The sequence below is a fragment of the Pseudomonas sp. SST3 genome (assembly GCF_003325755.1).
In genome coordinates, this window is record NZ_QORI02000012.1 from 43,335 (window position 1) to 61,929 (window position 18,595).

13 protein-coding genes and 1 pseudogene are annotated in these 18,595 nt (G+C 61.8%); 9 read left to right on the forward strand and 5 right to left on the reverse strand.

Annotated features, from left to right (window positions below; genetic code table 11):
- Positions 1-113 precede the first annotated feature (113 nt).
- From DQ405_RS13935 to DQ405_RS13950, 4 genes are all read left to right on the forward strand, one after another.
- On the forward strand, positions 114-1,001 hold the full coding sequence (locus DQ405_RS13935) for an NAD(+) kinase (RefSeq protein ID WP_168424776.1): 888 nt from the start codon (positions 114-116) through the stop codon (positions 999-1,001).
- A complete protein-coding gene (locus tag DQ405_RS13940; protein ID WP_168424777.1) occupies positions 1,001-1,960 on the forward strand; it encodes a metallophosphoesterase in 960 nt (319 codons plus the stop codon). Before DQ405_RS13935 ends, DQ405_RS13940 begins: the two co-directional genes overlap by 1 nt.
- Positions 1,961-2,818 (forward strand): rhomboid family intramembrane serine protease, encoded by an 858-nt coding sequence (locus DQ405_RS13945; protein ID WP_168424778.1) that lies wholly within the window; start codon positions 1,961-1,963, stop codon positions 2,816-2,818.
- A gap of 132 nt (positions 2,819-2,950) precedes the next feature.
- On the forward strand, positions 2,951-3,226 hold the full coding sequence (locus DQ405_RS13950; protein WP_168424779.1) for a YeaC family protein: 276 nt from the start codon (positions 2,951-2,953) through the stop codon (positions 3,224-3,226).
- An 82-nt stretch (positions 3,227-3,308) separates the two neighbouring features.
- On the opposite strand, the gene DQ405_RS13955 is transcribed toward DQ405_RS13950, so the two are convergent.
- Positions 3,309-3,461 carry a hypothetical protein gene (locus DQ405_RS13955; protein WP_168424780.1) on the reverse strand — a complete coding sequence of 51 codons (153 nt, stop codon included), beginning with the start codon at positions 3,459-3,461 and terminating at the stop codon, positions 3,309-3,311.
- 32 nt (positions 3,462-3,493) lie between these two features.
- Here DQ405_RS13955 and DQ405_RS13960 point away from each other — a divergent pair, with 32 nt between their 5' ends.
- The 4 genes from DQ405_RS13960 (at position 3,494) to DQ405_RS13975 (ending at position 10,929) form a co-directional block, all read left to right on the forward strand.
- A complete protein-coding gene (locus DQ405_RS13960; protein ID WP_168424781.1) occupies positions 3,494-4,327 on the forward strand; it encodes a DUF2797 domain-containing protein in 834 nt (277 codons plus the stop codon).
- A 206-nt stretch (positions 4,328-4,533) separates the two neighbouring features.
- Positions 4,534-7,191 (forward strand): aminopeptidase N, encoded by a 2,658-nt coding sequence (gene pepN / locus DQ405_RS13965; protein ID WP_168424782.1) that lies wholly within the window; start codon positions 4,534-4,536, stop codon positions 7,189-7,191.
- A gap of 282 nt (positions 7,192-7,473) precedes the next feature.
- A complete protein-coding gene (locus tag DQ405_RS13970; RefSeq protein ID WP_168424783.1) occupies positions 7,474-8,562 on the forward strand; it encodes a YCF48-related protein in 1,089 nt (362 codons plus the stop codon).
- A gap of 12 nt (positions 8,563-8,574) precedes the next feature.
- On the forward strand, positions 8,575-10,929 hold the full coding sequence (locus tag DQ405_RS13975; protein WP_168424784.1) for an efflux RND transporter permease subunit: 2,355 nt from the start codon (positions 8,575-8,577) through the stop codon (positions 10,927-10,929).
- A 276-nt stretch (positions 10,930-11,205) separates the two neighbouring features.
- Here the strand turns inward: DQ405_RS13975 and cobA are convergent, their stop codons facing one another.
- The 3 genes and pseudogenes from cobA to DQ405_RS13990 all read right to left on the reverse strand — a co-directional run.
- The gene (gene cobA / locus DQ405_RS13980) at positions 11,206-11,943 is read right to left on the reverse strand and encodes a uroporphyrinogen-III C-methyltransferase (protein ID WP_168424785.1); all 738 of its coding nucleotides are present in this window, start codon (positions 11,941-11,943) and stop codon (positions 11,206-11,208) included.
- A gap of 66 nt (positions 11,944-12,009) precedes the next feature.
- Positions 12,010-14,715: a nitrate reductase gene (locus tag DQ405_RS13985; protein ID WP_168424786.1), complete on the reverse strand. Its 2,706-nt coding sequence runs from the start codon at positions 14,713-14,715 to the stop codon at positions 12,010-12,012.
- Positions 14,716-14,750: 35 nt separating this feature from the next.
- A pseudogene (locus tag DQ405_RS13990) lies at positions 14,751-16,043 on the reverse strand (NAD(P)/FAD-dependent oxidoreductase); the annotation flags it as partial.
- A 483-nt stretch (positions 16,044-16,526) separates the two neighbouring features.
- Here DQ405_RS13990 and DQ405_RS13995 point away from each other — a divergent pair.
- The gene (locus tag DQ405_RS13995) at positions 16,527-16,838 is read left to right on the forward strand and encodes a class I SAM-dependent methyltransferase (RefSeq protein ID WP_168424788.1); all 312 of its coding nucleotides are present in this window, start codon (positions 16,527-16,529) and stop codon (positions 16,836-16,838) included.
- 13 nt (positions 16,839-16,851) lie between these two features.
- Here DQ405_RS13995 and DQ405_RS14000 read toward each other — a convergent pair whose 3' ends face one another.
- On the reverse strand, positions 16,852-18,525 hold the full coding sequence (locus DQ405_RS14000; RefSeq protein WP_168424789.1) for a bifunctional protein-serine/threonine kinase/phosphatase: 1,674 nt from the start codon (positions 18,523-18,525) through the stop codon (positions 16,852-16,854).
- Between the last annotated feature and the right edge of the window lie 70 nt (positions 18,526-18,595).

The following is an 18,595-nucleotide window of genomic DNA, read 5'->3' on the forward strand; positions in this document are numbered from 1 at the left end:
TGAACTCAAACATGCCCGCGCGACACCAACCTAGTGCCTGTTACGCTCCGGCCGGCCCGCGACCCCTCGACGCTTGTCTGCCCGTTACCAGTCACGCCTATCAGGGAGCTTCAATGGATCAGTTCCGCAATATCGGCATCATCGGTCGCCTGGGCAGTTCCCAGGTGCTGGATACCATCCGCCGGTTGAAAAGATTCCTCGTAGCGCGTCATTTGCATGTCATTCTCGAAGAGAACATCGCCGAGGTGCTGCCGGGCCATGGCATGCAGACCTCGTCACGGCAAAGGCTGGGCGAGTCTTGCGATCTGGTGATCGTAGTGGGCGGTGATGGCAGTCTGCTCGGTGCTGCGCGGGCGATGGCCAGGCATCGTGTGCCGGTGCTGGGGATCAACCGTGGCAGCCTGGGCTTCCTCACCGACATCCGCCCGGATGAGCTGGAGGAGAAGGTCGCCGAGGTACTCAGTGGCCAGTACACGCTGGAGAATCGCTTCCTGCTCGAAGCGCAGGTACGGCGTTTCGAGGAGTCCATCGGGGAAGGCGATGCGCTCAACGACGTAGTGCTGCATCCGGGGAAGTCGACGCGGATGATCGAGTTCGAGCTGTATATCGACGGCCAGTTCGTCTGCAGTCAGAAAGCCGACGGGCTGATCGTGGCGACGCCGACAGGCTCCACGGCCTACTCGCTTTCCGCCGGCGGGCCGATCATGCATCCGCGTCTGGATGCCCTCGTCATCGTGCCAATGTATCCCCATACCTTGTCCAGCCGGCCGATCGTGGTGGATGGCAATAGCGAACTGAAAATCGTGGTCTCGCCGAACATGCAGATCTATCCGCAAGTCTCGTGTGACGGCCAGAATCATTTCACCTGTGCGCCGGGCGATACCGTCACGGTGCGCAAGAAGCCACAGAAGCTGCACCTGATCCACCCACTCGACCACAATTATTACGAGGTCTGCCGTACCAAGCTTGGCTGGGGTAGTCGCCTCGGTGGAGGGGAATAGTGATCGTTGATCCGGAGCGCAGCTACGATCTCATCGGAGACGTGCACGGTTGCGCCCTTACCCTGGTACGCCTGCTCGACCAGCTCGGCTATCGCCAGCGAAACGGCGTCTGGCAGCACGCTCGGCGGCAGGTGATCTTTCTCGGCGACATCATCGACCGCGGTCCGCGCATCCGCGAAGCGCTGCATCTGGTGCACGACATGGTCGAGGCGAACCAGGCCTACTGCATCATGGGCAATCATGAATTCAATGCGCTGGGCTGGTACACGCCAGCCCCACCAGAGAGCGGCAAGACCTTTGTCCGCGAACACACACCGCGCTATGAAATGCTGCTGCAGCAGACCTTCCAACAGTTCGAGCACTATCCGGCTGAATGGCAGGCGTTCCGCGAGTGGTTCATGGAGCTGCCGCTGTTTCTGCAGAATGAGCGTTTCCGCGTGGTGCATGCCTGTTGGGACAACGCCGTGATTGACCAGCTGCGCCAGCGCTTGAACCAGGGGCGGGTTGATCCGGAATTTCTTTGTGACGCGGCGTTTTCCGAAGGGTTTGCTGCCAAGGCGCTGGATCGTCTCCTGCGTGGCACAGACATGCCGCTGCCGGAGGGCCTGACACTGACGAGCGCCGAGGGATTTACCCGCAGCTTCTTCCGCACCAAGTTCTGGGAAGAGAACCCCAAGACTTACGGCGATATCGTGTTTCAGCCCGACGGTCTGCCAGAAAAAGCGGCGCGTCTGCCGCTCAGCGATAGTCAGAAGAGTCGCCTGTTCCTCTATGGCCCTGACGACCCGTTGTTGTTCGTCGGGCATTACTGGCGTAGCGGTGAACCCGCACCGATACGCCACAACCTGGCCTGCCTGGATTACAGTGCGGTGAAGTTCGGCAAGCTGGTTGCTTACCGGCTCGACCAGGAAACCCGACTCGACCCGGCGAAGTTCGTCTGGGTGAATGTGGAGCGTTAGATGGCCGTAGTAGAGGCGTTGCGCCTGCCATTGTCAGAGGATCTGAGCGGTTTCATCGCGTTGCTGCAGCGCCTGCGGGTGCCTTGTCGGGTATCCGAGGAGGCGGGTCAGCAGGTGCTGCGTGTGCCAGAGGAGACGGCCGAGCAGGTGCGCGAGCTCTATCAGCGCTACCCGCAAGGGGACGGGGCGGTGATAGCCGAGCAACCAGCACGTCGCGGCGCGGGGTTCGTAGCGAGCCTGCGCCGCAGTCCGCTGACCGCGGCGGTATTGCTGCTGACGCTGGTAGCCGCTGCGATCACCATGCTTGGCGAGAATTTCGACACCATCCGCTGGTTCAGCTTCAGCGACTTCCGCATCGACGGCGAGTATGCCTATTTCGCGACCCTCGAACAGACCCTGGCAGAAGGGCAGTGGTGGCGGTTGATCACACCGATCTTCGTCCACTTCGGTTTTCTTCATCTGGCAATGAATTCAATGTGGTACTGGGAGCTTGGTCGGCGCATCGAGTATCGCCAGGGCGCCTTGATGCTGCTCGGATTCACATTGCTTTTCGGCGCGGTCTCCAACCTGTCGCAATACATCTTCGGTGGGCCTGGCATCTTCGGTGGCCTGTCCGGCGTACTCTATGGGCTGCTGGGTCATTGCTGGTTGTTTCAGAAGCTGTCGCCGGACGAGGCTTACCGCCTCCCGCCCGGAGTGGTGGTGCTGATGCTGATCTGGTTGGTGGTGTGTCTGACTGGCGTGATCGAGGTGCTCAGTTTCGGCGCTCTTGCTATCGCCAACGCCGCCCATGTCGGTGGACTGATCGCTGGCTGCGTCACTGGCATCATCGGTGGGCTACTGGCGAGAAGGGGCTAGAGCCAGGCGTCGAACCGCAAGCGACAGCACGCCGCCTTTACGGAAGACCTCAGGGCTTTTCTTGCAATTGAAGCTTGCGGCTTATAGCGGCGTCTTCCGTTAGAATGCGCGCTTGTTCACCGGGAGCCGGCCATGTCGTCCTTTATCGAAGCCATCGAAAACATCACCCCCGAAATCTACGAAAACCTGAAAACCGCCGTCGAACTGGGCAAGTGGAGCGACGGTCGCAAGCTGACCCCCGAGCAGAAGGAAATCTGCCTCGGTGCGATGATCGCCTGGGAAATCCAGAACCTGCCGGAAGAGGAGCGCACCGGCTACATGGGCGGTCAGGAATGCGCCTCCAAAAGCAAAAACAAGGCGCCTATCGATACCAGCCTGTTCGCACCGGCTTCCGGAACGCGGCACTAAGGGTCTGCTCCCGTTTCGTTCGCGGCCGCGCCGGAGCCAGTTTTTGCGCGGGGCAAGGCATGAGGAGAGAAGTTTGGTTATTTCAAATAAACGACGAATAACGCAGCACCACGCAAAAACTGGCCCGGCCCTGCGGGTTGCGCGTCAAATCGCGCCATGCGGCGTTGCGGGACTTGGCAAGGGAGTGACCATTACCTGCGTCCCGCGCCTTGCCTGGCGCAATTTGACGCTGCAACGCGGCTCGCGACGAAGCGGGAGCAGACCCTAATGCTTGAACTAGGACGCGGCGCCCTGAGCAAAATGTCGATTCAGCTAGGCGAGCAGGCACAGTATTCATTCCGTCTGAATGACCAGCTGGTGCCGGTCAATCCACTGATCGGCAAGACGCTGCGGCTGGAATACCTTGGCGCCATCCATTGCAGCCACTGCGGTCGCAAGACCAACAAGAGCTTCAGTCAGGGCTATTGCTACCCCTGCTTCAAGAAGCTGCCGCAATGCGACATCTGCATCATGAGTCCCGAGAAGTGCCACCACGATTTCGGCACCTGTCGGGACCCGCAGTGGGGTATGGACTTCTGCATGACCGATCATGTGGTCTACCTGGCCAACTCGTCGGGCATCAAAGTGGGCATCACCCGCGCGACGCAATTGCCGACTCGCTGGCTCGATCAGGGCGCGAGCCAGGCGTTGCCTATCATGCGCGTCGCCACCCGCCAGCAGTCGGGTATGGTCGAAGACCTGTTGCGCAGCCAGGTGGCCGACCGGACCAATTGGCGCGCTTTGCTGAAGGGCGATGCCGAACCGCTTGATCTGATCGAGATACGCGAGAAAATCTTCGATGCCTGTGCCGATGGGCTGCATGCCTTGCAACACCGCTACGGGTTGCAAGCAATTCAGCCAGTGGCGGACACCGAAGTGCTGGAGATTCGTTATCCGGTCGATGCCTATCCAACCAAGATCGTCAGCCTCGATCTGGAAAAGACGCCGGTGGTCGAAGGCACCCTGCGCGGCATCAAGGGTCAATACCTGATCCTCGATACGGGCGTGATCAACATCCGCAAGTTCACGTCTTACCAAATTGCCGCAAGCAGCACGCCATAAGCTTCAGGCGTGTCGCCATTGGGGGTAGGGTGGATCACGCTTAATGATCATTCCCACGCTCCGCGCGGTAACGCAGCGCGAGACGCTCAGCGTCTCAAGGACGCAGAGTGTCCAGTAATGGGTTCCCACGCGGGAGCGTAGGAACCATCGGAATTCACCTGCAGCTTCAAGCTCGCTGCTTGAGCTGCCGCGAAGAGGCCTACCAGATGCGTACAGAACAACCGAAAGTCATTCATCTCAAGGACTACCAGGCGCCTGAGTACCTGATCGATGAAACCCATCTGACCTTCGAACTCTACGAGGACCGCACGCTGGTCCATGCGCAACTGGTGATGCGCCGCAACCCGGACGCTGGCGCCGGGCTGCCACCGCTCGAATTGCATGGTCAGGATCTGGAGCTGCTGTCGCTGTCGCTCAATGACCGGCAGCTCGGCCTTGGCGATTATGCCGTTGCGGAGGAAAGCCTGACGCTGCAGCCCGACAGCCCCAGCTTTACCCTTGACAGCACCGTGGTCATCCACCCCGAGAGCAATACCGCACTGGAGGGCCTGTACAAGTCCGGCAGTATGTTCTGTACCCAGTGCGAGGCCGAGGGCTTCCGCAAGATCACCTATTACCTCGACCGCCCGGACGTGATGAGCAAGTTCACCACCACGGTCAGCGCCGACAAGCAGGCCTATCCGATCCTGCTGTCCAACGGCAACCCGCTAGCCAGTGGCGAAGAAGACGACGGCCGTCACTGGGTGACCTGGGAAGATCCGTTCAAGAAGCCGGCCTATCTTTTCGCGCTGGTGGCGGGCGACCTCTGGTGCGTCGAGGACAGCTTCACCACCATGAGCGGTCGCGACGTGGCGCTGCGCATTTACGTCGAGCCGGAGAATATCGACAAATGCCAGCACGCCATGGACAGCTTGAAGAAGTCGATGAAGTGGGACGAGCAAGCCTATGGTCGCGAGTACGACCTGGACATCTTCATGATCGTTGCGGTGAACGACTTCAACATGGGCGCCATGGAGAACAAGGGCCTCAATATTTTCAACTCCAGCGCCGTGCTGGCGCGCGCCGAGACCGCAACTGATGCGGCTCATCAGCGCGTCGAGGCGATCGTCGCCCACGAGTATTTTCACAACTGGTCGGGCAATCGGGTTACCTGCCGCGACTGGTTTCAGCTGTCGTTGAAGGAAGGCTTCACCGTGTTCCGCGACTCGCAGTTCAGCGCCGATATGAACTCGCCGACGGTCAAACGCATCGAGGACGTATCCTATCTGCGCACCCACCAATTTGCCGAGGATGCCGGCCCGATGGCTCACTCGGTGCGCCCGGAATCCTTTATCGAAATCTCCAACTTTTACACCCTGACCGTGTATGAGAAGGGGGCCGAAGTGGTGCGCATGATCCAGACGCTGCTGGGTGAGGAGGGCTTCCGCAAGGGCAGCGACCTCTATTTCGAACGGCATGATGGGCAGGCGGTGACCGTCGACGATTTCGTCAAGGCCATGGAAGACGCCAACGGCGCTGACCTGACCCAGTTCAAACGCTGGTATAGCCAGGCGGGCACGCCGCGCTTGGCTGTCAGTGAGCAGTACGACGCCGCCGCAAAGACCTACAACCTGACATTCCGCCAGAGCTGCCCGCCAACGCCGGGGCAAAGCGAGAAGCTGGCGTTCGTCATCCCGGTTTCGCTAGGCCTGCTGGATGGGCAGGGCAACGAAATTGCACTACGCCTGCAGGGTGAGGACGCTGCGGTTGGCTCCACGCGCGTGCTGGCCGTTGACCAGCCTGAGCAGACCTTCACCTTTGTCGATGTGCCGGAGCAACCATTGCCTTCGCTGCTGCGTGGTTTCTCCGCGCCGGTGAAGCTGGACTTCCCCTACAGCCGTGATCAGCTGATGTTCCTGATGCAGCACGATTCCGACGGGTTCAACCGCTGGGAGGCGGGGCAGCAGCTGTCGGTCCAGGTGTTGCAGGAGATGATTGGCCAGCATCAGCGCGGCGAAGCATTGCAGTTGGATCAACGTCTGCTAGAGGCGCTGCGCAGCCTGTTGCAGGATGAGTCCCTTGATCCGGCCATGGTTTCGGAGATGCTCGCGCTGCCCAGTGAAGCCTACCTCACTGAAATCAGCAATGTGGCTGATGTCGATGCCATCCACGCGGCACGCGATTTTGCCCGAGAGCGCATCGCCACGGAGCTGTTCGATCTGCTCTGGAAGCGTTATCAGGCCAATCGCGACGTTTCCCGGCAGACGCCTTACGTCGCCGAGGCCGGGCACTTCGCCCGCCGTGCGCTGCAAAATATCGCGCTGTCCTACCTGATGCTCAGCGGCAAGCCGGACGTGGTCACCGCCTGCGTCGAACAGTTCGAGCAGGCTGACAACATGACCGAGCGTCTGACGGCGCTGGCCGTGCTGGTTAACTCCGGTTTCGAAGCCGAGCGCGACAAGGCACTCGAAGCCTTTGCCGAGCATTTCAAGGACAACCCACTGGTGATGGATCAGTGGTTCAGCGTGCAGGCTGGCAATACACAACCGGGCGGGCTGGAGCGTGTCCAGCACCTGATGCAGCATCCGGCATTCACGCTGAAGAACCCGAACAAGGTGCGCGCATTGATTGGCGCCTTTGCCAACCAGAACCTGATCAACTTCCATCGCGCGGACGGTGCTGGCTATCACTTCCTGGCTGATCAGGTGATCGTGCTGAATACCCTCAATCCGCAGATCGCCTCGCGCCTGCTGGCACCGCTGACCCGCTGGCGAAAGTACGATGCCAGCCGCCAAGGCCTGATGAAGGCTGAGCTGGAGCGGATTCTGGCCTCGGGTGAGCTGTCCAGCGATGTTTACGAAGTGGTTAGCAAAAGCCTGGCCTAACCTTCGATTCGCTTTTCAACCCGGCCAATCGGCCCCAAACAATTCCCGCGCCCAGCCGCGGGAACTGTTTTTTTGGCGTACTGGCCGATGACGGGCTTTTCAGGGCTACCAACGGTGCTCCGAAGTGCTATGCCATAAGGCCTGTTTATGGCCTGACATCAGTCGACGCGGCTTAACAAAACATAACGTCCCGCTAATTGCGGCCGCTTTCGAAAGCCCTATAGCATGGCCCAGCCTGGTACCAAACGCAGGCCTTACCTAATAAGAATAAAGGGGGTATGTATGAGTGAGCCCGTCATGTGGCGCACCCGATTCGGCTGTGCGGTCAAAACGCTCCGCAAGCCGAGATTCAGCCATTCGCCACTGGCCAGAACGCTCTCGCTCTGCAGTGTTCTCTCCATCCTGTTGCTCGCTGTTGCTCCCGCTCATGCCCAAAGCGCTGGCGAGCCAGCTATCCGCTATTCGATTGAATCGAACAAGGCCGCATCCACGCTCATGCTCGACGTCGCGCATGCTGGCAAGCGCCTGGTCGTGGTTGGGGATCGCGGACATATCCTTTACTCCGATGATGACGGCAATACCTGGGTTCAGGCCAAGGTACCGACTCGCCAGTTGCTTACTGCCGTGTATTTCGTCGATGACAAACATGGCTGGGCGGTTGGTCACGACGCACTGATCCTGGCCACGGACGACGGCGGCGAGACCTGGACACGGCAGTACGAAAATCGCGAAGGCGAAGTACCGTTGCTCGACGTCTGGTTCGAGAATCCGCAGCATGGCTTCGCCACCGGCGCCTACGGGGTGCTGTTGGAAACCACTGACGGGCAGAACTGGGAAGACGTTGCTGATCGACTCGACAACGAAGACGGCTCCCACCTGAACGCCATCGCCGAGATCAAAGGCTCCGGCCTGTTTGTCGTCGGCGAGATGGGCGGCATGTTCCGTTCCGCCGACATGGGCGAAACCTGGGAGCGAGTCGAATCGCCCTATCAAGGATCGTTCTTCGGCGTTGTGGGTGGCAGCGAACCCGGCGTCGTGGTGGCGTTCGGCCTGCGTGGCAACCTGTTCCGCTCCACCGATTTCGGCGACAGCTGGCAGCCGATCGAGCTGCTCGACGATGGCGACGCCCTCGAAACGGGTCTGGCTGATGGCAGCCTGCTACCGGATGGTCGCATCGTCGTGGTCGGCCATGGCGGTACCGTGCTCAGCAGCGACGACAAGGGGCGGAGTTTCAAACTGTTCAGCCGCCCGGATCGGCGCTCGCTTTCCGGCGTCGTCGCCAACCAGGACGGCAATCTGGTACTGGTCGGACAGAGCGGCGTCAGGGTCGTTTCGCCGAGCGGCGCGAACCTGCCTGTAAAACAACAATAAGCCGGAGCCAACATGAGCAAGCATCAACAGAAACCGGCGTCCTTCCTTGAGCGCCTGATATTCAATAATCGACCGGCAGTGATCCTCCTCTGCCTGTTGATCAGCGTATTTCTCTTCTACCAGGCTGCCCAGGTTCGTCCTTCGACCAGTTTCGAAAAGATGATCCCGCTGGGGCACCCTTACATTCAGAACATGCTCGAGCACCGTGACGACCTTGCCAACCTGGGCAACACGGTGCGGATCTCCGTGGCGGCGAAGGATGGCGACATCTTCTCCAAGGAGTACATGGAAACGCTGCGTCAGATCCATGACGAGGTGTTCTACATCCAGGGCGTCGACCGCTCCAACATGAAGTCGCTGTGGAGCCCAAGCGTCCGCTGGACCGAGGTGACGGAGCAGGGCTTCGCCGGCGGTGAGGTGATTCCGCAGACCTATGACGGGTCGCCAGAAAGCCTCGACGATCTGCGTAGCAATATCCTCAAGTCCGGCCAGATCGGGCGTCTGGTCGCGAACGATTTCAAGTCGAGCATCATCGATGTGCCGCTGATGGAGTCCTATTCGGACCCGGACGATCGCAGCAAGCAGGTCAAGCTCGACTACCAGCAGTTCTCCCACGAGCTGGAAGAAAAGATTCGCGACAAGTACGAGGCCCAGAACCCGAATGTGGAGATCCACATCATCGGCTTCGCCAAGAAAGTCGGTGACCTGATCGATGGCCTGGTCGGGGTTGCGCTGTTCTTCTTCGTCGCCATTGGCATCACCCTGGCGCTGCTGCTGTGGTTCACACGCTGCTTCAAAAGCACCATCGCGGTGGTGGTCACCACGCTAATCGCCGTTGCCTGGCAGCTCGGTCTGTTGCATACCCTGGGCTTCGGCCTCGACCCTTATTCGATGCTGGTGCCGTTCCTGGTGTTCGCCATCGGCATTTCCCACGGCGTGCAGAAGATCAATGGCATCGCCATGGCCTCGGGCGAAACCGATGATCCGCTGGCGGCGGCGCGCATGGCGTTCCGTCAGCTGTTCATCCCCGGCATGGTGGCGCTGGCCTCTGACGCGGTCGGTTTCGTGACCCTGCTGCTGATCGATATCGGGGTGATCCGTGAGCTGGCCATCGGCGCGTCGTTGGGCGTGGCGGTGATCATCCTGACCAACCTGATTCTGCTGCCGGTGGCGATTTCCTATATGGGTATCAGCCAGCGCGCGATCAAGCAGGCCCGCGAAGAAGCGGCTCGCAACCATCCGTTCTGGCGCCTGCTGTCTAACTTCGCCAATCCGGTGGTCGCACCGATCTCCATCGTCATCGCGTTGCTGGCGGTGGGTGGTGGCCTCTGGTACGGCCAGAATCTGAAGATCGGCGATCTCGATCAGGGCGCTCCAGAACTCCATCCGGACTCGCGCTACAACCTCGACAACGATTTCGTGATCCGCAACTACTCAACCAGCTCCGACGTGCTGGTGGTGATGGTCAAGACCGCGCCTGAAGGTTGTGCCCACTACGACACGCTCGCCGCCATGGACGAGCTGATGTGGAAGATGGAAAACACCGAGGGCGTGCAATCGGCGGTTTCGATGGTCACCGTCGCCCGCCAGAGCATCAAGGGCATGAACGAGGGCAGTCTGAAGTGGGAAACGCTGTCGCGTAACCAGTTCGTGCTCAACAGCTCCATTGCCCGTGCCGAAGGCATGTACAACAGTGATTGCTCGCTGGCACCTGTGCTCGTGTTCCTTAACGATCACAAGGCCGAGACGCTGGAGCATGTCGTTTCCGCGGCGCGTGAGTTCGCCGAGGAAAATAACCGCGAAGGGCTGGAATTCGTATTGGCCGCCGGTAATGCTGGTATCGAAGCGGCGACCAACGAAGTCATCGGTGCGTCCGAAACCACCATGCTGATTGCGGTCTATGCCGCGGTGAGTTTCATGTGCCTGCTGACCTTCCGCTCCGTCGCGGCGACGCTCTGCGTGATCCTGCCGCTGGTACTGACGTCCATCCTTGGCAACGCGTTGATGGCCTTCATGGGCATCGGCGTGAAAGTGGCGACGCTGCCGGTGATCGCATTGGGAGTGGGCATCGGTGTCGATTACGGCATCTACATCTATAGCCGTCTGGAATCCTTCCTGCGCCAGGGGCTGACGCTGCAGGAAGCCTATTACCAGACCCTGAAGACGACCGGCAAGGCCGTGATCTTCACCGGTGTCTGCCTGGCGATCGGCGTGTTCACCTGGGTGTTCTCGGCGATCAAGTTCCAAGCCGACATGGGCCTTATGCTGACCTTCATGTTCCTCTGGAACATGGTGGGCGCGATCTGGCTGCTGCCGGCTCTGGCTCGCTTCCTGATCAAGCCGGAGAAGCTGCGGCAGAAGGCGTGACACAGCCAAGCGCTAAACTAAAACCCTGCAAAGCGGGGTTTTAGTAGCTAGCGCTGGGGCGGAGTCTGCTATCACGTCGTCACCTCGGGCTGTCTGGTGGGCTGAAGCCCACCCTACCTTTGGGTCACGCCTGCTGGGCATTCGCGACTGGAACCTCAGAGTAGGGTGGGCTTCAGCCCACCGTTCCCCGGTAGGACTGTTCGGTGATATGAGCCCCTACGTGCTGAATGTCAGCGTCAGCTTCGACTATCTGGCTAACGTATCAGCTCCTACCTATCACGCAATCTGGCTCAGCACCTGCGTAACGGTTTGCGCCGCCACTTCACCAATCACCAGAATCGCCGGGCTCTTGAGCTTGAATGTAACGGCGGCTTCGCGCATGACGCCCAGGGCCGAGCGGCATTCGCGCTGTTGCGGCAGCGAGGCGTTCTCGATCATCGCCACCGGAGTGCTCGCCGACAGGCCACCCTCGATCAGCCCGGTCTGAACCTGCTGCAGGCTGCTAACCCCCATGTAAACGACCAGCGTGGTGCCGGTTTTAGCCAACGAGCGCCACTCGGGGCCGCTACCATCGAGCGTATGCGCGGTAACCAGGGTCACGCCGCGGGCGACGCCGCGCTGGGTCAGTGAAATACCGCACTGGGTGGCGCCGGCCAGGCCTGCGGTGATGCCGTTGACCATTTCCACCTCGATACCGCGATCGGTGAGCCATTCAGCCTCTTCGCCGCCGCGGCCGAAGATGCATGGGTCGCCTCCCTTCAGGCGTACCACGCACTTGCGCTGACGCGCGTAGCGCAGCATCAGGCGGTGGATGAAGGCTTGCGGGGTGGAACGGCAGCCGCCGCGCTTGCCCACCGGAATCACCCGCGCGTTTGGGCAGTGTTCGAGCACGGCGGGATTGACCAGATCGTCGATCAGCACCACCTGTGCCTCGCCCAGGGCGCGCACGGCCTTGAGCGTAAGCAACTCCGGGTCGCCAGGGCCCGCGCCTACCAGCCAGACTTTTGCGCTCATGTTTCTACCCCTCGTACTGCGATGATCAGGCGGCAATGCGTCGTGCATCGCCTGTCGAATAATTCTTCAAGCGACAGCAGGTTGCTTGACCAACAACCGCGTGATTTCCGGCACGCAGGATCCGCAACTGGTACCGCAGCTCAGCTCCCGCTTCAGTCCAGCCAGGTCGAGACCCCGCTCGATGCCAGCGCAGATCGCGTCCTGGCTAACGTTCATGCAGTTGCACAGGGTCTTGGCCGCACGCACCTCGCCACCGGGCGGTGTGCTCAGCGGTGCCAGCAACCAGGGGCGCAGTGCCTGATCGGCCTTGCCGTCCTGCCAGAGCTGCTTGAGCCAGTCACGTGCAGCGGTTTCGCCGGACAGGCTGAGGGCGACGATGCGGCCATCCTCGATCCGCACCCGCTTGCCAACCGCGCGGCGTGGATCGTCATAGACCAGAACCGGCCCCTCATCCAGGCCGAGCAGCGCTTCGAGCTGCGCCAGTTGCACCGCATTCGGCGCCTCGTGACAGGCGGCGCGGATAACCAGGGCAGGGCGATCGCGTCCGGTCAGGCTGAAGCTGGCGTAGGCGAAGCCTTCGAACAGCGGGCGCAGGGCCTCGAAGCGCTTCTGCACCGAGCCTTCGACGAGCGCGAAAAACTGCCAGGGCAGATCAACTTTTTCCACTTCGACGCCAGCATGCTTGAGCTCGGGTTGTTTGGAGATCGGGTCGACGGCGGGCAGCGTAAGGCTGTTCACACCGAGGCCCTTGAGGAACCGATCGCCCCAGTGCATCGGCAGGAAGGCCTGACCCGGCCGCAGGCTGTCATCCTTCTGCACCGGCAGCAGCAGCTCGCTGCGCCGGCTGCGGACCTTGACCAACTGCCCGTCGAGCAGCCGCCGACGGCGCATGTCGTCGGCGCTCATGCCGAGCAGCGCTTCCTCGACGTGGCCGAACAGGCGGGCGGCGGTACCGGTGCGGCTCATGCCGTGCCAGTGATCACGCAGGCGACCGGTGTTCAGCGTCAACGGGAAGCGCGCCTCGCGTTGCTCCTTTGGCGTCTGGTACTGCTCGGCGAGAAAGCGTGCGCGGCCATTGTCGGTGGGGAACACGCCATCGCCGTAGAGCCGCGGCGTGCCTTGCTGGCTGCCGGCCGGGAAGGGCCATTGCTGCGGGCCGAGGCGGTCGATCAGCGCATGGCTGAGTCCGGACAGGTCCAGGTCGCGCCCCTGGGTCAGCTGCTTGTATTCCTCGAACAAGTTGGCCGGCGCGTCGAAAGCGAACAGGCTGGGCTGACCCGGGCGCAGACGCTTTTCCAGCCGGCGCGCGAAATCGCAGGTAATCGACCAGTCGGCGCGCGCTTCGCCCGGCGCAGCAATGGCCGGGCGCACGTGACTGAGGCGGCGCTCGGAGTTGGTCACGGTACCTTCCTTCTCGCCCCAGCTGGCGGCTGGCAGCAGTAGGTCGGCGTAGCGACAGGTCTCGGTGGTCGAGAAGGCTTCCTGCACCACCACGAAAGGGCAGGCGGCTAGGGCTTCGTGAACCTTTTGCTGATCCGGCATGGACTGCGCAGGATTCGTGCAGGCGATCCACAGCGCCTTGACCTTGCCGTTGCGTACGGCATCGAACAGTTCGATGGCTGACAGCCCCGGTGCGTCCGGCAGGGCAGGCACGCCCCAGTAGTCGGCGACTTCGGCGCGGTGGGCTGGGTTGGCCGCCTCGCGGTGGCCAGGCAGCAGGTTGGACAGGCTGCCGGTTTCGCGCCCACCCATGGCGTTGGGCTGGCCGGTCAGCGAGAAGGGGCCGGCACCAGGCTTGCCGATCTGGCCGGTCGCTAGGTGCAGGTTGATCAGGGCACTGTTCTTGGCGCTGCCGGCGGTGGACTGGTTGACGCCCATGCACCAGAGCGAGAGGAAACTGTTCGACGTGCCGATGAGGCGGGCCGTGGTCTGCAATTCATCGACGCCGATGCCGCAGAGGCCCCCCACCATGGCCGGGTTGTAGTCGCGCACCAAGCGCTTGAGCTCGTCGAATCCATCGGTATGCGCGTCGATGAAGGCGCGGTCGATCCAGCCTTCCCACAGCAGGATGTGCAGGACGCCGTGGAACAGTGCAACGTCGGTCCCCGGCAGGATCGCCAGGTGCAGGTCCGCCAGGTCGCAGGTGTCGGTGCGCCGAGGGTCGACAACGATGACCTTCATTTCCGGGCGTTTCGCCTTGGCCTCTTCCAGGCGGCGGAACAGCACCGGATGGGCGTAGGCCATGTTGCTGCCGACGATCAGCAGGCAGTCGCTCTGCTCGATGTCCTCGTAGCTGCAGGGTGGGGCGTCGGCGCCGAGGCTGCGCTTGTAACCGACCACGGCGGACGACATGCACAGGCGCGAATTCGAATCGATGTTGTTGGTGCCGACTAGTGCGCGAGCCAGCTTGTTGAATGCGTAGTAGTCCTCTGTCAGCAACTGGCCGGAAATGTAGAAGGCGACGCTGTCCGGGCCGTGCTCGGCAATGGTGTCGGCGAACACATGGGCGGCATGATCCAGGGCGCTGTCCCAGTCTGCGCGTGTACGGGCCAACCTTTTGCCTAGGCGCAGCTCGGGATAGAGTGCGCGGGCGTCGAGGTCGCCGGTCAGGTGCAGCGTCGAGCCCTTGCTGCACAGCTTGCCGAAGTTGGCGGGGTGGTTCGGGTCGCCGGTGACATTGAAGATTCGCTCTCCGTTGTGTTCGATCAGCACGCCGCAGCCGACGCCGCAATAACAGCAGATCGAGGCGGTTGTCTGGGTCGCCTGGGTCATGCGGTCGCTCCAGGTTGTGACGTGAATGACGGCCTTCCCATCCAGCTCGCCGGAGTTGGCAAACGTTGCGCGCTCTTGCCTCGGTGCTGCGGGCCGGCATCGTCGATGGCTGGTTCGCCGTAACTTGCAGGGCCGAACATTAGGTAGTCGCGAATTCGCGCCACCTCGCGATGCGCGCAAATCTGACGGAAGTACCAGCCGGCGTCGGCCGTGTCGCCGTAGAGGCAGGCGCCGACGAGAATGTCGTCCTTGATCACCAGTTTCTTGTACACACTGCCGATGGGGTCGGAGAAGGTGATGGTTTCGGTGCCTTCGCCACCCATGAAATCGCCGGCGGAAAACAGATCGATACCCGTGACCTTGAGCTTGGTTGAAGTGACCGAACCGAGGTAACGCGAGAAACCGAGCATTGCCAGATGGTTGGCGCAAACCTCGGCCTGTTCGAACAGGGGGGGCACCAAGCCGTAGGCCGTTCCGCGATGGTTGGCGCACTCACCGACGGCGTAGATGCGCGGGTCGTAGGTCTGCAGCGTATCGTTGACCAGAATGCCGCGATCACAGGGAATTCCGGCGTTCGCCGCCAGCTCGCTTTTGGGACGAATACCGGCGGCCATAACTACCAGATCGGCGTCGATCGCCTCGTTATCGGCGAAGCGCACCGCCTGGACCCGGCCCTGATCGTTGCCGATTAGCTCGGCGGTCTGCTTCTGCATTCTGAAGGCGAGCCCGCGCGCTTCCAGCGCCTGCTGCAGCAAGGTGCCTGCGGTCTTGTCGAGTTGGCGCTCCATCGGCCAATCGCCGATATGCACCACGGTGACCTCCATGCCGCGCAGCTTCAAACCATTGGCCGCTTCCAGCCCCAACAAGCCGCCACCGATGACCACGGCGTGCTTGTGGGTTCTGGCCGCGTCCATCATCGCCGTGGTGTCGGCGATGTCACGGTAGCCGATCACGCCGTCGAGCTGATTGCCCGGTATCGGCAGGATGAACGGATTCGAACCGGTAGCGATGAGCAGGCGGTCGTACTCGGCCTCGCTGCCGTCGGCTGCGATCACGCGGCGCTTGGCGCGGTCGATCTCGACGACCTTGCGATTGAGCATCAGGCGGATGTTGTGTTCGGCGTACCAGTCGAGATCGTTCAGCACGATCTCTTCGAATGTCTGTTCGCCAGCCAACACGGGTGAGAGCAGGATGCGGTTGTAGTTCGGATGGGGTTCGGCGCCGAACACCGTGATGTCGTAAAGCTCGGGGGCGAGCTTGAGCAGCTCTTCCAGGGTGCGTACCCCGGCCATGCCGTTGCCAATCATCACCAGTTTGAGTTTCTTCATGCCGTTCTCCGCGCCGGGCCGGCTTGCTGAACGCTGCCTGGCCATGCCCTTGAAAGATCCAACAACGAAAAAGGCGTCCCACTGATCTCCCAGTGAGGACGCCTTTGTCCTTGCCTTCCGTATTCGGAGCCCGGCCCTCCACGTTGAAGGCCCGGCTTGATGTAAGCCTGACAATGCAGAGGCTGTGCCAAACACGAAGCCCTTTGTTTTCAGTCGTTTACAAGAGGCAGCAGCGTCTGATGAGACTGTTTATGCACCCATATGAAGCGCGCCGCGCTGCGCTGGTGCAATTGAGGGCATGAGTCGCTCGAATTGGGCGTTGACAGGTCCTGTGCCGCTTTTCTATTGTTTCGCCCATGCGCCGATTTAGTCAGCTACTTGCGGGGCGCCTGGAGCCGAAGGCTTCGAAATACCGCTAAAGCGCTGGTTCGGTGCCGCCTCCCACCGCTGCCCAGCGGAATCCTCGAGGCGGGACTTTTCCCAATGAATGCACTGCAACGCGCTCCTTTACGCCTGGCCCCGATCACCAGTGGCCTGGTTCGCAGCAATCCGAAAATCCTCCTTGGCGGCAGCCATCAACCGTCCCTGTTGCGCTATCTGGACGGTTGGCCGAAGCGCTGGGGCAAGCCGCGGGCGTTTCTCGTTCAGTTCACCGGTGCCGATGAATCGCTGGCGCATTTCGCAGCGGACAGTTTCGACCTGGCGGTGATCCAGGCGCCCAGCCGCGAACGCCTCGATGACTGCGTGCGCGAGCTGACACGGGTCGCGCGCCAGGGGCTGATCGTTCGGCCCTGATGGTTGCCATCCGCTAGCTGCCTCTGGCCAGCCAAACCAGCAGCACGAGATTCAGTAGCAGCGACAGCAGCGCGAGGCCGCGCCAGACCTTCAGCGGCTCGCGTTCAAGCAGCGGCAGCCGGGGCGCGCTGCTGGCCAGACGCTCGCCCTGTTCCAAGGTCAGCAGCCATTCTTCCGCAGTTTCGAAGCGCTGCGCCGGATCGCCCGCGACGACGCGCTTGAGCATTTCATCCAGCCACGGGGGCAGGTCTGGCCGATAACGGCTGGCCGGCACCGGTGTGCCGAAACGGGGCCGCTGAAAGGCCTCGACCTCGCCGTAGGGGTAGTGGCCAGTGAGCAGGTAGTACAGCGTGACGCCCGCTGCGTAGAGATCCTGCTCACGGCTCGGCGCTGCACCGCTAAAGGCTTCGGGTGCGATATAGCTGGGCGTACCTGGAAGATGGTGCGGCAGATCTCTGGACAAGCCCGGGCAGTAGGCGAGACCGAAATCCAGCAGGCGCAGCTCGCCGTCATCGCCCTGATGGAGATTCTCCGGCTTGATGTCGCGGTGCAGGATGTTGCGCCGATGCAGCATGCCCAGCGCCCGGATCAGGCATGGGGCCAGCTGCAGCCAGTCGGTCAGTGCCATCGGGCCCTGCTGGCTGTATTGCTGCGCAAGGGTTTGGCCGTGGTATTCCCGCTGGACGTAATACAGGTGCTGTCGCTGCGGCAGGCCATGGGTCTCGGGAAAATGGCGACCGGCGACGCGGCGCAGAAACCATTCTTCTTGCAACAAGGCCGGCCCGGCTTCAGGTTCATCGTCGCGGCTGGCGGACAATGTTTTGAGCAGCCAGGGCTGATCCGATTGGTCACGCACGCGGTAGACCAGTGATTGGCGCGACTCGGCCAGCAGCGCTTCAACGGTCCAGCCTTCGAATACCTGGCCGGGGCGCAACTTGGGTGGTAACGGCCAATCCGCCAGTTGCGCGAGGGAGTCGGCCAGCGCCGTTTCCGGTAGTTCCTCGACCCGCAGCAGGAGGGCGCTGGCATTGTCCTGGCTGCCGGTCTGATGCGCGAGGTGGACCAACGCACGGGCGGCGTTGGACAGATAGGGCTCGGCACGCAGGATGTTCTGAATGTCGCCTTCGGTAATGCTGGTCCAGACGCCGTCGCTGAGCAGCAGGAAGCTTTCGCCGAGGCGCAGCTCGCCGTCGAGGTAGTCCACCACCAGATGCTGGTCCAGGCCCATGGCACGTTTGAGCACGTGCTGCATGTTCGGTTGTTCCCAGACGTGGTCTTCGCTGAGCCGCTGCAGCTCGCCGTCGAACCAGCGGTAGGCACGACAGTCGCCGACATGGGCAAGCGTGAAGCGGCGGCCGCGCAGCACCAGCGCCGTAAGGGTGGTCAGCAGCGGCTGCCCGCCACCATTGGCCTGCAGCCAGCGATTGTGCGCCACCAGCAGCCGATCCAGTGATTGCGCGACGGTCCAGGTCTCAGGCGTGGCGTAGTAGTCGGTGGCCAAAGCCTGCAGGGTCGCCCGTGCCGCGAGGCCGCCATCGGCGCACTGGCTGACGCCGTCGGCAATGGCAAACAATGCGCCCTTGCTCGCCGCAAGCCCCGGTGTCGGGGTGACGATCCGCAGCGCGTCCTGATTTTCTTCCCGGGGGCCGGTTGCGGTGGCTTCGCCAAACGACAGCTGCAGAGGCATGAAGGCAACACTCCGGATAGCGCGATAGGGTGATTGAACGGCAAAGGCAGGCCTGATGGCCTGCTTTCCT